Annotated in this window: 13 protein-coding genes and 2 pseudogenes; 8 read left to right on the top strand and 7 right to left on the bottom strand. The window is 73.2% G+C overall.

The features are described 5' to 3' along the window. The 3 genes and pseudogenes from NOD94_RS28110 to NOD94_RS28100 all read left to right on the top strand — a co-directional run. A pseudogene (locus tag NOD94_RS28110) lies at positions 1–285 on the top strand (ABC transporter ATP-binding protein); the annotation flags it as partial. Continuing rightward, the gene (locus NOD94_RS28105; RefSeq protein WP_281208925.1) at positions 272–1,174 is read left to right on the top strand and encodes an ABC transporter permease; all 903 of its coding nucleotides are present in this window, start codon (positions 272–274) and stop codon (positions 1,172–1,174) included. The pseudogene NOD94_RS28110 and the gene NOD94_RS28105, both read left to right, overlap by 14 nt. A gap of 5 nt (positions 1,175–1,179) precedes the next feature. Next, complete coding sequence (locus NOD94_RS28100; protein WP_281208924.1) at positions 1,180–1,950, top strand: sirohydrochlorin chelatase; 771 nt, start codon at positions 1,180–1,182, stop codon at positions 1,948–1,950. A 57-nt stretch (positions 1,951–2,007) separates the two neighbouring features. Here the strand turns inward: NOD94_RS28100 and NOD94_RS28095 are convergent, their stop codons facing one another. Then, positions 2,008–3,009, bottom strand: a complete 1,002-nt coding sequence (locus tag NOD94_RS28095) for a 2-dehydropantoate 2-reductase N-terminal domain-containing protein (protein ID WP_281208923.1) — start codon at positions 3,007–3,009, stop codon at positions 2,008–2,010. A 44-nt stretch (positions 3,010–3,053) separates the two neighbouring features. Between NOD94_RS28095 and NOD94_RS28090 the strand changes: the two genes are divergently transcribed. Then, positions 3,054–3,902: an aldo/keto reductase gene (locus tag NOD94_RS28090; protein ID WP_281208922.1), complete on the top strand. Its 849-nt coding sequence runs from the start codon at positions 3,054–3,056 to the stop codon at positions 3,900–3,902. 25 nt (positions 3,903–3,927) lie between these two features. Here the strand turns inward: NOD94_RS28090 and NOD94_RS28085 are convergent, their stop codons facing one another. Further along, positions 3,928–4,512 carry a DUF1697 domain-containing protein gene (locus NOD94_RS28085; RefSeq protein WP_281208921.1) on the bottom strand — a complete coding sequence of 195 codons (585 nt, stop codon included), beginning with the start codon at positions 4,510–4,512 and terminating at the stop codon, positions 3,928–3,930. Between the two features lie 74 nt (positions 4,513–4,586). Continuing rightward, entirely contained in the window at positions 4,587–5,789 is a 1,203-nt protein-coding gene (mgt, locus tag NOD94_RS28080) for a macrolide-inactivating glycosyltransferase (RefSeq protein WP_281208920.1), read from the bottom strand. Positions 5,790–5,979: 190 nt separating this feature from the next. On the opposite strand from mgt, the gene NOD94_RS28075 reads away from it, so the two are divergent. Then, the gene (locus NOD94_RS28075) at positions 5,980–6,585 is read left to right on the top strand and encodes a hypothetical protein (protein WP_281208919.1); all 606 of its coding nucleotides are present in this window, start codon (positions 5,980–5,982) and stop codon (positions 6,583–6,585) included. Continuing rightward, complete coding sequence (locus NOD94_RS28070; protein ID WP_281208918.1) at positions 6,578–7,849, top strand: MAB_1171c family putative transporter; 1,272 nt, start codon at positions 6,578–6,580, stop codon at positions 7,847–7,849. Before NOD94_RS28075 ends, NOD94_RS28070 begins: the two co-directional genes overlap by 8 nt. A 104-nt stretch (positions 7,850–7,953) precedes the next feature. On the opposite strand, the gene NOD94_RS28065 is transcribed toward NOD94_RS28070, so the two are convergent. Next, on the bottom strand, positions 7,954–8,844 hold the full coding sequence (locus tag NOD94_RS28065; RefSeq protein ID WP_281208917.1) for a helix-turn-helix transcriptional regulator: 891 nt from the start codon (positions 8,842–8,844) through the stop codon (positions 7,954–7,956). Between the two features lie 246 nt (positions 8,845–9,090). On the opposite strand from NOD94_RS28065, the gene NOD94_RS28060 reads away from it, so the two are divergent. Together NOD94_RS28060 and NOD94_RS28055 are read left to right on the top strand one after the other, a co-directional pair. After that, complete coding sequence (locus NOD94_RS28060; RefSeq protein WP_281208916.1) at positions 9,091–9,945, top strand: aminoglycoside phosphotransferase family protein; 855 nt, start codon at positions 9,091–9,093, stop codon at positions 9,943–9,945. Positions 9,946–10,010: 65 nt separating this feature from the next. Beyond that, positions 10,011–11,261: a S1 RNA-binding domain-containing protein gene (locus NOD94_RS28055; RefSeq protein ID WP_281208915.1), complete on the top strand. Its 1,251-nt coding sequence runs from the start codon at positions 10,011–10,013 to the stop codon at positions 11,259–11,261. A 9-nt stretch (positions 11,262–11,270) separates the two neighbouring features. Here NOD94_RS28055 and NOD94_RS28050 read toward each other — a convergent pair whose 3' ends face one another. The 3 genes and pseudogenes from NOD94_RS28050 to NOD94_RS28040 all read right to left on the bottom strand — a co-directional run bounded on the left by NOD94_RS28050 (position 11,271) and on the right by NOD94_RS28040 (position 13,642). Further along, a complete protein-coding gene (locus NOD94_RS28050; protein ID WP_281208914.1) occupies positions 11,271–11,984 on the bottom strand; it encodes a 3'-5' exonuclease in 714 nt (237 codons plus the stop codon). Between the two features lie 53 nt (positions 11,985–12,037). After that, positions 12,038–12,148 (bottom strand): annotated as a pseudogene (locus NOD94_RS28045) (3'-5' exonuclease); the annotation flags it as partial. A 234-nt stretch (positions 12,149–12,382) separates the two neighbouring features. Next, the gene (locus tag NOD94_RS28040; protein ID WP_281208913.1) at positions 12,383–13,642 is read right to left on the bottom strand and encodes an SAV2148 family HEPN domain-containing protein; all 1,260 of its coding nucleotides are present in this window, start codon (positions 13,640–13,642) and stop codon (positions 12,383–12,385) included. Positions 13,643–13,838: the final 196 nt, after the last annotated feature.

The raw sequence follows: 13,838 nt of genomic DNA, 5'->3' as shown, positions 1-13,838 counted from the left end.
TTCGCCGCCCTCGACGCCATCACCCGCGACGTCCTGCACGGCGAACTCACCCGCATCTGGGAAGAGACGAACCTGTCCGTCCTGTTCGTCACGCACAACGTCCGCGAAGCCGTCCGGCTCGCCCAGCGCGTCGTGCTCCTCTCCTCCCGCCCCGGACGGGTCGCGAAGGAATGGACCGTGGGCATCCCGCAGCCGCGCCGCATCGAGGACGCGGACGTCGCCGAGCTGTCCCTTGAGATCACTGAACACCTGCGTGGGGAGATCCGCCGCCATGGCCAGCACTGACACCACCTCCGAGGCCTCCGCCCGGCGGAAGGGCGACGACCTGGCCGGCCTGGAAGCGGGCCTCGACGCCCTCGACGCGGTCCAGATCCGCCGTACGCCGGTCCGTGAGGTCCTCCTCCAGAAGGTCCTGCCCCCGCTGTTGGCCGTCGGCCTCGTGCTGGTGGTCTGGCAGATCCTCGTCGCGACGGAGGTCACCGACGAGACGAAGCTCCCGGCCCTGTCCGCGGTCTGGGACAGCCTGTCCGACATGTGGGTGAAGGGCACACTGCTGGAGGTCATCTGGACCAGCGTGTCGCGCGGTCTGCTCGGCTTCCTGCTGGCCCTGGCCATCGGCACCCCGCTCGGCCTGCTCGTCGCCCGGGTGAAGTTCGTCCGCGCCGCGATCGGACCGATCCTCCAGGGCCTGCAGTCCCTTCCGTCGGTGGCCTGGGTGCCGCCGGCCGTGCTCTGGTTCGGCCTGAACGACGCCATGATGTACACGGTGATCCTGCTCGGCGCCGTCCCGTCCATCGCCAACGGCCTCGTCTCCGGGATCGACCAGGTCCCGCCGCTGTTCCTGCGGGCCGGCCGGACCCTGGGCGCCACCGGCCTGCGCGGCGCCCGCCACATCGTGATGCCCGCGGCGCTGCCCGGCTACCTGGCCGGTCTGAAGCAGGGCTGGGCCTTCTCGTGGCGCTCCCTGATGGCCGCCGAGATCATCGCCAGCTCCCCCGACCTCGGCCTCGGCCTCGGTCAGTTGCTGGAGAACGGTCGCAACAACATCGACCTGCCGGGCGTGTTCCTCGCGATCATCCTGATCCTGGTGGTCGGCATCGCCATCGACCTCCTCATCTTCAGTCCGATCGAGCGCTACGTGCTCCGCAGCCGCGGCCTGCTGGTCAAGAGCTGAGTCCCATGTCCCGCGCACTTCTGGTCATCGCCCACGGCAGCCGCGACCCGCGGCACGCGGCGACCGTGCACGCCCTCGTCGGGCGGGCACGGGAGCTGCGGCCCGGACTGCGGGTGGAGACGTCCTTCCTGGACTTCAACGGCCCGACCGTCTCGCAGGCCCTGGCCTCGCTGTACCTGTCCGGCGTACGGGAGGTCGTGGCGCTGCCGCTGTTCCTGACGCGGGCCTTCCACGCGAAGGCCGACATCCCGGCCGTGCTGGCCGAGGCGACGACCCGTCTCCCGGGCCTGTCGGTCCGCGTCGCGGACGTCCTCGGGCCGTCCCCGCTCCTCGTCGCGGCGCTGGAACGCCGCCTCGCCGAGGCCGGTCTCGGCCTCACCCCGGCGGACCGCGCCACCACCGGTGTGGTGTTGGCGTCCGCCGGATCCTCGGACCCGGAGGCGATCGCAGTGATCGCTGAAATCGCGCGGGAGTGGCGGCACACCGGTTGGTGCGCCGTGCGGCCTGCGTTCGCCTCCGCTGTTCTCCCCCGTACGGAGGACGCCGTACGGGCCCTGCGCGCCGAAGGGGTCCGCCGGATCGCGGTGGCCCCGTACGTCATCGCGCCGGGCCGCCTCCCGGACCGCATCGTCGCGGGCGCGGCCGAGGCCGGCGCCGATGTGGTGGCCGAGGTCCTGGGCGCGGCCCCGGAGCTGGCCCGCCTGCTGCTGCGCCGCTTCGACTCGGCCGTGTCGTCCCGGACCGCGCCGGCCGCCCGCGACGCGCTGACGGCCTGACGGGATCGCCCGCCCCCTCGGGGCTTCGGGCCGTAGGGCCTTCCGGCTTCCGCGGGGTCAGCCGCGGGCCGCGGCCTCGTCGGCCAGGGCGGTCAGGTCCTCCACGGACATGGCGCCCGGCGGCAGGGACTCCCGGGCGAAGATGTTCGCCGCGTGCCGCAGCACGTCGTTGACCGGGGTCGGCACCCCGTGCAGGTGGCCCAGCAGCGAGATCTCCCCGTTGAGGTAGTCGGCCTCCACCGAACCCGTCCGCCGGGCCAGGCTCTGCCAGGACGACCCGCCCCGCACACCGGCGGGCTGTTCGACCTTCCCGTCCCGGGCGGCCGATTGCTCGGCCTCGGAGGCGTGGTCGATGCCCGCGGCCTCGAAGGCCGCCTTCGCCTCGCGGACGGCGCGCAGCATCAGCGCCGCCTTCGCCGGGTCCGGGTCGGGTCCGGTGGTCGCCTGGATGGCGTTGCCCAGGTTGCCGAGCAGCTTCGCGTACTTCCAGCGCATCACGTCCTCGACGACGGGTGCCCCGAAGCCGGCTCCGGCCAGGTCGGCGGCGATGTCCCGGATCCGCCGGTCGGCGCCGCCGGCCGCCTTCCCGAGGTGCAGGATCCCGGTGAGCGGGGCGCACAGCGCGGAGACGACGCCCGGCTCCAGGAAGGTCGCGGGCAGCCACACGCAGACGCCGTACACGCGCGCGAAGCGCCGCAGGGCGAGGCGTTCGCTCTCGACGCCGTTCTGCGCGCACAGCAACGGCAGGCGCTGGGCCGCGGTGCCGCCGCCCTCGACCTCGGCGTCCCCCCACGCGTCCAGCGCGGCGATGGCGTCCTGGGTCTTGACCGTCAGCAGCAAGACGTCGTCGGGGCGCAGGGCGCCGAGTTCCTCGGGCGCGGTGACGACGGGCAGCCGGTGCTGTCGCGTCCCGTCGGCGGTGGTGAGGCGCAGCCCGTCCGCGCGCAGCGCCTCGGCGTGGGCTCCTCGTGCGACGAGGACGGTGTCGAGGCCGGCTCCGGCGAGACGTCCGCCGATGGTCGCGCCGATCGCCCCGGCGCCGATGATGATGTAACGCATGCCCAGAGCCTGGCACACCGGGTGTCCCGGGATACCGTCGGGCCATGGTGGACACGGTGTTCGATATGGGCGGGGAGCTGCCGGTACGGCGTCTGGGGCTCGGCACGGGTGGTCTGGTCGGGTCCGGCTACTGGGGGCCTCGGGGCGGGCGGGCCGAGGCGCACGCGGTGCTGCGGGCGGCGGTGGAGGCGGGGGTCACCCTGATCGACACGGCCGACAACTACGGTCCGGCGCTGGCCGAGGAACTGATCGCCGAGGCGCTGTACCCGTACGGGGAGCGGCTCGTGATCGCGACCAAGGGCGGGGTGGTCCGTACCGGCCCGGACCGGTGGCACGTGGCGGGGCGTCCGGAGCGGTTGCGGGAGATGTGCGAGGCGAGCCTGCGGCGGCTGCGGGTGGAGCGGATCGACCTCTACCAGTTGCACCGTTTCGATCCGTCGGTGCCGATGGCCGAACAGCTGGGCGCGTTGGAGCGGTTGCGGGCGGAGGGCAAGATCCGGCACGTCGGGTTGAACACCGTTTCCGCCGAACAGCTGCGGTCGGCGCTGGAGTTGTCACCGGTCGCCGCGGTGCAGAACCCGTACAACCTGCTGGACCGTTCGTCGGCCGAGGTGCTGGCGCTGTGCGAGGCGCACGGGATCGCCTTCCTGCCGTACTACCCGCTGGGCAGCGGAAGCCTGACCCGGGAGAGCGCGGCGGCGGTGACGGCGGTGGCCGCCGCGCACGGCGCGGGTCCGGGGCAGGTCGCGTTGGCCTGGCTGCTGCACCACTCGCCGGTGCTGTGCCCGACCCCGGGCACCGGTTCGCCGGCGCACCTGGCGGAGAACCTGGCGGCCGGGGCGATCCGGTTGGAGCCGCGGGAGCTGGCGCTGCTCGACGCGTTGGCCCCGTAGGGCGGGCGGGTCGCGGGAGCGGTCGTCAGGGGCGGGTCAGCTCGACGAGTTTGACGACCGTGTTCCAGTTGCGGGTGGTCACGTCGAGGCCCTTGACGACGGCGGGCCTGGCGAGGGCCTCGGCCAGTTTCGAGCGGCCCAGGCCGTCGGGGGTGTGGAGGTACACGACGCGGTCGCCGATCCGGTACTCCTCGGGGAGGTGGGCGGCCGGGTCCACGGACCGGAAGCGGTCCTCGGCGGGCTGTTCGGAGAAGAAGGTGGCGTGGAGCTGCTTGCCCTCCAGTTCGGCGGCGGGGAAGGGGCAGGCGTCGGCGACGGCCTTCAGGTGGTCCCCATCCACGACCAGGCAGGCCACCCGGAAGCCGAAGTGGGCCTCGATGGCCGCCTCCAGTTCGCGGGCGAGCCCGTCGGGGTCCTGCCGGGTGCTGGTGAAGACGGCGTTGCCGCTCTGCAGGTAGGTCCGCACGTCGCCGTGGCCGAGTGCCTCGATGAGCGGGCGCAGCTGCGCCATGGGGACCTTCCTGCTGCCGCCCACGTTGATGCCGCGCAGCAGTGCCGCGTACTTCCGGGGGGTGTTCGGGTTGTTCGGATTGGCCGTCCTGTTCGTCATGGCGGCACCCTAGGGCCTGGCGCCGCGGCCGGGTACGACAGTTCGGGTACGCCCGTCGCGCCGGGGCGGCCCGGCTACGGCAGTTCCGCTTCGATGAGGTCGGCGGCCCGGCGGGTGCCGCCCTCGGCGGCCATCTCGGCACGGACGGCTTCGGCGCGGGCGGTGACCTCGGGGTCGGCGAGGAGGCCGAGGACGGCCTCCCGCAGGGTCGTGGCGTCGGCCTCATCCATGGGGAGGTGGCGGGCGACGCCGAGGGAGGCGAGCATGTCGGCGTTGCCGAACTGGTCGACGGCCTGGGGGACGGCGACCATCGGGGTGCCGGTGGCGAGGCCTTCCTGGCTGCCGCCGGCGCCGGCGTGGGTGATGAAGGCGTCGGCCCGGCGGAGGATGTCGAGCTGGGGGACCCAGCGGTGGACCTCCGCGTTGGCGGGGACGGGGCCGAGTTCGGCTTCGTCGGTGAACTTGCCGATCTGCAGGACGACGTGCCAGTCGGGGAGTTCGGCGAACGCGTCGAGGCAGGCCCGGTAGAACGCGGGCTGCTTGGTGAAGGTGGAGCCCAGCGAGACCAGGAGGACCTTCTTGCCCTCGGCGGCGGGCGGGCGGGTCCAGGTGCCCTGGGTGGCGCTGCGGTCGCCCTGGCAGGCCCCGACGAAGGTGTGCACGGTGGTGTCGACGCGGTCGGCGTGCGGCTGGAGGGCGCGCGGGATGAGGACGATGCTGCGGCGGGGGCGGCCGACGAAGGGGTCGGGGTCGTCCGCGATGCCGTTCTCGTCGAGCCAGGAGCGGAAGCGGGCGTAGTAGGCCCGGCCGCGTTCGGTGGCGCGCAGTGCGGCGGTCATCGGCTCGGCGACCTCCTCCTCGTAGCCGGTCCAGGCGACCAGGTTCGGGGAGAGGGAGACGCAGGGGACGCCCCACCGGCGGGCGAGGACGATCGCCGGGTAGGAGGTGATGTCGTGGAGGACGAGATCGGGTTCGTCCCCCTCGAAGGCGGCGGCGAGCTGCGGCAGGGCCTGGACGGCGTCGTTCAGGAAGGGCTCGATGTTGTCGATGAGTTCGGTGCCCCAGGCCTCGGGCTCCTCCTCGGTGGGGAGGGTGGAGTTCCAGATCACCGGGGTGGCGCCGGTTTCCGCGATCCTGTCGGCGTACTGGGCGGGGATGGCGTAGCTGACGCGGTGGCCCCGGGCGACGAGTTCCCGGATCACTTCGATGCTCGGGTTCACGTGGCCGGCGGCGGCGATGGAGAACATGGCGATGTGTGCGGGCTTGGCTGAGGTCATGGCAGGAGCTTAACGAGACGAGACGTCTCGTGCAACCGTATGGCGACGGCGAATCCGGAGCGCCCGCGTCCACCGACCCGTCCCCGAGTGCGCCCGATCGCGCACACTGGCCTAGGATTTCGAACTTCCGCCCGATGGCGGCGGGGTCGGTTCCGGGGCGTCCGGGGAGAATGCGGGGAGGTGCCGCGAGGTGCCGCGAGGAACGTTCGGACGTCGATCGGACCGGACCGGGAACAGCTCGCCCGCCCCGGTCCGCAACCGGGCCGTCCGCAGGGAGGCCCGCCGCGCGGTCCGCTCCATGCCGCTGCCCCACCCCTTCAGCACGGCCTCGCTGATCTCCGCCATCGAGGCGGAACGCGGGCGCCGCATCGAGCTGGTGACCGCCCCGGACAGCCTGCTCGGGCAGAGCGACGTCTGCGGGCTGTGGGTCCACCACGAGCGACTGCTCCTGGACCTGATCTTCATCCCGGAGAGCATCTCGGGATACCACCGGCAGCGGGTCGTCTTCCACGAGCTCGCCCACCTGTGGTGCGACGACCCGACGACACAACCCGGTCAGGCCGCCGCCCTCCTGCCCGAACTCTCACCGGAACTGACGGCCCGCCTGACCGAGGCGGGCCCGTTCATGGCCCGCCACCGCTACGACACCCACGTGGAGCGGCGCGCCGAGATGATCGCCGACCTGCTCCACGAGGAGGCCTTCGCCTCCGACCGGATCGAGGACGGCACCCTGCGCGGCCTCGACGACACCCTCTCCCGCCCCTTCTCCCGACCGGCCAGGAGTGGACTTGTCTGACGTCTTGACCTACGCGATCGTGCTGCTCCTCCTCGTGCAGGCCCTCTGGCGGATCCCCTCCGCCCTGCGCGGCCGCACGAGCGAACGCTCCCTGTGGGGGGCCTTCGCCGTACTCGCCTGCGCCTGGCTGCTGCGCACCGACCTGGGCCGCCACCTGGTCGACGGCCTCGGGGTGGACGACCTGTCCACGCTGCTCAAGCACTGCTTCGTCGTGGCGGGCATGTGCGTACTCCTGCGCTACGTCGCCGCCGTCTACCGCGGGGCCGCGGGCGAGGGATCGTCCTCCCGGCGGGCGCGCGTCACGGTGGCGGTCCAGCGCCACGCCGTCACCGGGGCCGTGGTGGTCATCGCCGTCATGGCGGCGGTCTTCCTGCTGGTCCTGGACCGCGGTCCGGTACCGGAGGGCTCGCAGTTCATGGCCCGGCACGCCGGGGAGGCGGGCCTGGCCGTCTACATGCCCCTCTTCTACGGCTACAGCGGGGCCGTCATCGGCCTGTGCGGCTACCAGTGGGCGGGCGCCGCCCGCGGGGCCGCCCGCCGGACGCTGCGGACCGGGCTCGCGGTGATGGCGTTCGGCATGGCGGCGGGCGCGCTGTACGCGGCGGTCCGGGCCGCGTACGCCGTCGTCGTCGCCTTCCACCCGGTCCCGGCGGCCGTCGCCGACCTTCAGGAGACCGCCACCGACGTGCTGCTGTACACGTCCTTCCTGTGCTGGACCCTGGGGGTCATCGCCCCGGCCAGCCAGGCGGCCGTCAACCGGGTGCGGGCGTACCGGATGCTGGCGGAACTCCACCCGCTGTGGCGGGACCTGGCGCTGACCGCCCCGGACCTGGTGCGCCGCGCGCCGAGCCGACTGCTGCCCGGGCGGCCGCTCGCCGACCGCCTCAACACCCTGCGCGACCTGTTCGCGCACGACGCGTCCCCCCAGGTGCGGCTGGGCCGGTACGTCACGGAGATCCGCGACGTCATCCACGCCATGCGGCGCCGGGCCCCGGACGACCTGTACCAGGTGTCGCTCGAACTCGCCGAGAGCGAGGGGCACGAGGGCCGGGACGCGGAGGCCGTCGCGCAGGCGTACTGGATTTTGTCCGCGCGCCTGAACATGCGGGACCCGGTCCGCGAGCCCGGCGTACCGGCCGAGTTCCCCGCCGCCGGGGAGGACTTCTTCACGGACGAGGTGCCGTGGCTGCTGCGCGTCGGCGAGGCGTACGCCGAGGCCGATCCCGCGGTCGCGGAAGAGGTGCTGGAGGACTCCATCGCATAGCCGGGACCGCCGCCGACGGGCCCGACCGGCGGCGGGGCCGTCAGCTCACCGACCGGCCGGCGACCGGGTCCGTCAGCGCACCGACCGACCGGCTACCGGGACCATCACCTCGGGCGCATGCCGTCGACGACGCCGCCGATGAAGTCCAGCAGTTCGGCGGGCAGTCCGTCGTCCCCGCCGCGGGCCGCGATGCCCGCGAGGCCACCGCGCACCAACCGCATGCCGCTGATGATCCGGTGCACCTCGGCGTCGTCGCTCCGGAAGAAGAGCGGCGGCACGGCCAGCGCCGCGGCGAGCGCGTCGAGGACCTCCTCGGAGGCCGCCTCCACCTCGCCCGTCCGCAGTCCGCGGACGAGGTCCTCGCTCAGCACCGCGCTCCCGGCCTTCGCGTTGCCGCGCGCCGCGATCACGGCGTCGCTGGGGTGCGGCGCCGTGTAGGTCTCCGCCAGGAGGTGGGCGAGCTTCTCCGACAGGGTGCCGGGCAGACCGGCCCGTCGCTCCCCCGCCCCGGCACCCGGCTCCGGCTCCGGCTCCGGCCGGGACACCCGGACGGGAGCGCCGGCGGCGTCCGGCGGCGCGGGGGCGAAGGAGCGTTCCTCCGCGGCGAGCAGCGCCTCGACGCTCACGCCGTACGCCTGCGCGAGGAGCGGCAGGAACTTCTCCGAGAGGCGCCGTCTGCCCCGTTCGGCGTTGGCCACCGGGCCGGCGCTGCGCGTGCCGGTGATGGCCGCCGTCTGGTACTGGGAATACCCGGCGTCACAGCGGAGGTCGGCCAGGTCCGGAGGCAGGAGACGGGGGAACAACTCGTCCAGGTCCGCGCCGAGCGCCTGCGCCAGGGCCGGGAGCTTCTCGCCGTCCGGCAGGGACTTGCCGCTCTCCCAGCCGACGACGGCCGGGACGGAGACCCCGACCCGGTCCGCGACCTCGCCCTGGGTCAGGTCGGCGGCGCGGCGTACTTTGCGGAGCAGGTGTCCGTCGACGTGACGAACCGGCATGGGCTCTCCTGGGCTGGCTCGGCAGGTGCACCAACTCTAACGAGTGGACCACTTGATCGGTTCTCCAAATTTAGATAACTTCATTTCAGCGAACGGGGGTCGCTCCTCCGGGCCTGGCACCGCGTTGCGGCGCAGGGCCTTGCCGTGGGCCGACGTGTGGGGGGACGCGTCGGTCCACGGGTCCGGGGACTTCGCGCGGGATGCGAGACTGGGCGGATTCACGACGGTCCGGACCCGGAGAACGAGATGGACGAGGCGCAGGCCAGGAACGTACTGGAGGCGGTGGGCCTGGATACCGGCGCCGCCCTGGTGGCGCTGGGCGAGAACGCGGTCTTCACCGCCGGGGACCTGGTGATGAAGGTGGGCCGCGCGGATCCGGCGCTGGTCGGACGGGCCGCGCACGAACTGGCCGTCGCCCACTGGCTGGAGCAGGCCGGGATCCCGGCCGTCACCGCCGCCGAAGCGGAGCCCCGGCTCGTCTCCGGACACCCCGTGACCCTGTGGCACCGGCTCCCGGACGCGGTCCGACCTGCCGGACCGGAGGACCTGGCGGGGCTGCTGCGGCTCTTCCACGCCCTGCCGGCACCGCCGTTCCCCCTGCCCCCTCGCGAGCTCCTGGGCGGCGTCGAACGCTGGCTGCGGCTGGCCGGCGACTCCGTCGACCCGCAGGACGCCGCGTACCTGCGGGCCCGCCGCGACGCCTACGCCGGCGAAGTCGCCGCCCTCACTCCCCACTTGGCGCCCGGCCCGATCCACGGTGACGCCCTGACCCGGAACGTCCACGTGGGACCCGACGGACCCGTCCTGGTGGACCTGGAGACCGTCTCGACCGACCTGCGGGAGCACGACCTGGTGGTGATGGCCCTGGCCCGCGACCGGTACGGGCTGCCCGCCGACTCCTACGAGGCGTTCGTGTCCGCGTACGGGTGGGACGTACGGGAGTGGGAGGGCTGCCGGGTGCTGCGCGGCGCCCGCGAGACGGCGAGCTGCGCCTGGGTGTCCCAGCACGCGCCGGCCGACCCGAAGGCGCTGGCCGAGTTCCGCCGCCGCGTCACCTCGCTGCGCGAAGGGGACACGGAAACCCGCTGGCACCCGTTCTAGGGCCTGGCCTCCGGGCCGTGTCGATCACGTGTCGGCGAGCATCGTCAACGACCCCGGGGAGCAACGTGCCGCCTTTCGTCCAGCGGATCGCCGAGTACGACCCCGCAGATCGTGACGAGCACGGCCGCTACGTCGGCGCCGAGGACTCGGCCGGCGACCACGGACCGGTCGAGGCCGCGTATCTGCAGGCGGTCGCCGCCTTCGCCGAGGACACCGGCATCGACCATCTGGTCATCCGAGAGCCGGAGATCGCCGCCTACGTCCACGCCCGCTTCGGCCTGGAGCCGGCGAGCGACGGACACGGCCTTGCCGGGCTCTTCCCACCCGACCTCAGCGGGTACCACGACGGTGCGCGGGTGTCCGTCCCCGTCGGCCTGGAGCTGGTCAGGCGCATGCTCCGCGCCAACGGTGCCTGGTGCCGGCTGGAAGTGGAGGACAGGTTCGCCGTGCACGTCGGGTGGGACCAGGACGTCTACGTCAGCACTGACAAGCCCTGCGAGCGCGCCACGGCCCGCACCCGGGCCCTCGGCCTCTTCCCGGAGCGGCTGGAAGCCTCGCCCTACGACGCGGACTTCGACGAGCCCTGCGCGCAGCGGCCCGCCGACGACGACTTCTGGGCCCGCCTGCGCCGGTCCGTCGCCGTGCGGCAGGCTGCGATATTGGAGGAGGGGTACCTCCACAACGGCTCCCGTTGGCACCGCCTCACCGAGGACACCCTCGATGCGGTACGCGCCCGGCTCGCCCCCCGCGCCATGTTGACCGTATGGCCGGACCTGTCCACCGACGTCGACGCCGTCCTCGCCTCGCTTCCCGACGAGGGTCCCGTGGAGTTCGTATGGGAGGACGAGAACGGGGCCGTCTCCAGCACGACGGTCGACGAGTCCGAGTACGGGGAACTGGCCGCCCGGGTGGCGGGCGCCCGTGCCGCCACGGCCCTGTCCATCATTCTCGACGAACGCCACCCGCTGTTCACCGCGGTCCTGCCCGACAGCGACGGCGTCCTGCGCGCCCGGTGGCGGACCGAGCCGACGCCCAGCGACCGGAACTGGGCCTTCTTGAAGACCCTTCGCCGTGGGCGGATCCGCACCGGCACGGTCACGGAGATCGCCGACTCCGGCGTGACCTTCGTGGACATCGGCGGCTTCACCGCGATGATCGACATTCCCGAGCTGTCCCGGCGCCGCTTCGATCACCCCTGCGACGTCGTCGCCGTGGGCCAGGAGATCTCGGTGGAGATCCTCGATGTCGACCTGGTGCGCGAACGTGTCGCGCTGTCCCTGAAGGCCCTGCGGGCCCTCGCTCCCGAAGAGCGCTGACCTGCGCGGTCATCGCCTCCGGGGGATCAGCGGCCAGGCCTGCTCGACGACTGCCGTCGGATCCGCGGTGCGCCGCAGATAGGCCTGCAAGGAGACCGACTGTTCGGCCGCCGCGCGCACCTGGAGGTCATGGAGATCCGCCAGTGGCATCAGGCCGACGGGCTGGTGCCGCTCCCCCACGCGTCGCACCACTCGGGCGGCGGCCACGGCATCGGCCCTCGCGTCGTGCGCGTCATCGAGCGACACCCCGTAGTGGGCACACAGCGCGTGGAGGGCCCGCTTGCCCTTCCGGTACTTGTCGAAGTGCTTGTCGATCACCAGCGGATCGATGACGGGAGAAGGCACACTGCCCAGCCGCTCGCTGATCGACTCGACGCCGTGCCGCCGGCACTCGCGGTCCAGCAGGGACAGGTCGTAGCGTGCGTTCATCACCACCAGGGGCGTCCCCAGACGCAGCCCCTCGGCGACGGCCCGCGCGATCTCCTCGATGGCGGAGGCGGCCGACACCCCGTGTTCGCGGGCGTGCGCCGTCGAGATGCCGTGGATCGCCGACGCCTGTTCCGGTATCGCCACCCCCGGATCGAGCAACCAGGTCCGTTCCTCCGCGACGGCTCCGTCCGGATCCAGACGCACGACCGCCGCGGTGACGATGCGGTCGGTCTCGACGTCGGTGCCCGTGGTCTCCAGGTCGAAGGCCACCAACGGGCCGCTGATCCAGCTCATCACACGGTCCTCGTTCCGGCGTGGGCCGCCGGTCCGCGCCGCTCGTGCGCCGCGCCCGCCCGCACCTCGATCACCGCGGCCGTCACGATCCCGGACTCCCCCGGCTCCGTACCGGTCGTCCCCAGGTCGAAACCGACCACTGCTCCCCCGTGCCACGCCACCATGACGCGCCCTCCCCCGTTTGTCCGGTCAACGGGTTTCAGCCTGACACGGCCCACTGACACCGCCGCCGCCGGGGTTCGGCCGAGGCGCCGGCGGGCGCGGTGACGCGCTCCGGGCACGGCCGGGTGCCGGGCCCGTACGGCGTGACCGGTGCGCCCCCGGACCGGGAGCCCCCCGGCACCCGGTGCGAGTCCCGCCCGCGCCCCGATCCGACCCGGGGCCTCCGGGCCCTCGGGTCACGAGACCGGGCGGGAGTCCTCCCACACCGATTCGAACTCCTCGCGGTAGGTCGTGAAGAGCCCGTGGTCGGCGTCCTTCGGTACGCCGCGGCCACCACCGCGCAGCACCAGCACCGGGGCCTCCATGCCGCGGGCCCTGCGCAGGTACGACTGGACGACCGCGATGCCCGAGGTCTCGCCCTCCACCAGGTAGGCGGTGAAGCGCGGGGTCTCGTCGAAGACGTGGATGTCGAAGCGCGAGGGGTCCCGCAGGCCCGCCCGTACCCGCCGCACGTGCAGGATGTTCATCTCGACCGAGCGGCTCAGCTCGCCCTTGCGCAGTCCCAGCTCCCGCTCGCGGCGTTTGACGGCGCTGCTCGCCGGGTTCAGGAACAGCAGCCGGACCCGGCAGCCCGCCTCGGTGAGCCGGACGAGTCTTCGACCGGAGAAGTTCTGCACCAGCAGGTTCAGGCCTATGCCGATGGCGTCCAGCCGCCGCGCGCCGCCGAAGAGGTCCTCGGCCGGGAGCTGCCGCTGGAGCCGCACCCGGTCGGGGTGGACGGAGATGACGTCCGCGTACCGGTCGCCGACGAGGTCCTCGACCGCGTCGATCGGCAGCCGGTCCGCCGCCGGGCTGCCCGCGCCCGCGCCGAGGACCTCCAGCAGCCGCGCCGAGGCGCGCTCGGCCTGCTCCAGCACGGGTCGCGACAGTGCCCGGTTGCGGGACACCACGTTCCGGGTGACCTCCAGCTCGTCGAGCGCCAGCTCGATCTCCCGCCGGTCGTCGAAGTAGGGCTCGAAGCAGGGCCAGTGCTGGACCATCAGCTCCCGCAGCTGCGGCAACGTCAGGAAGCTCAGTACGTTGTCGTCGGCCGGGTCGAGGAGGTACCCCTTGCGGCGGCTGACCTCGCGCACGGCGACGGCCCGCTGCACCCACTCCTGCCCGGCGGGCCCGGCGGCCGCGACCACCCAGTCGTCGCCGCCGTGCACCGGTTCGTAGACGGGCCGCAGGACCGCGCCGACCACCGAACGCAGGCGCTGCTCGATCAGGTTCAGCCAGATGTAGGCGCGTCCCGCGCGCTGGGCGCGGATGCGGACCTCGCTCCACGCGTCGGCCCCCCAGTCCAGTTCGGCGCCGGCCCGTACGCTCCCGGCCTCCGGCGGGGCAAGCGACACCGCCCCGGCCGCCACCCCCGCGGGGGCCCCTCCTGGGGCATCCGCCGGGCCACCCTCGTGACCACCGTCACCAGGGGGCAGCTCCAGACCTCCCGAGCTCACCCGTGCACCGCCTTCTGCGTCTGGACGCCCGTCTCCAGTGATCACGGAAGGGTACTCCGCGCGCGCGGTCCGATGCAGCCCGAAGCGGCCGTCGGGTGACCCCATGCTCCTTGCTCCGGCCGTCCGTTGACTCATTATGTGATGCGCGGACTGTCCGTTGACCCGCCTATCAGCTCTCCGGGTCACCCGGTAGGAG

It is taken from the genome of Streptomyces sp. Isolate_45 (assembly GCF_024721315.2).
Lineage (GTDB): Bacteria > Actinomycetota > Actinomycetes > Streptomycetales > Streptomycetaceae > Streptomyces.
This window is presented reverse-complemented; position numbering and strand designations above follow the sequence as displayed.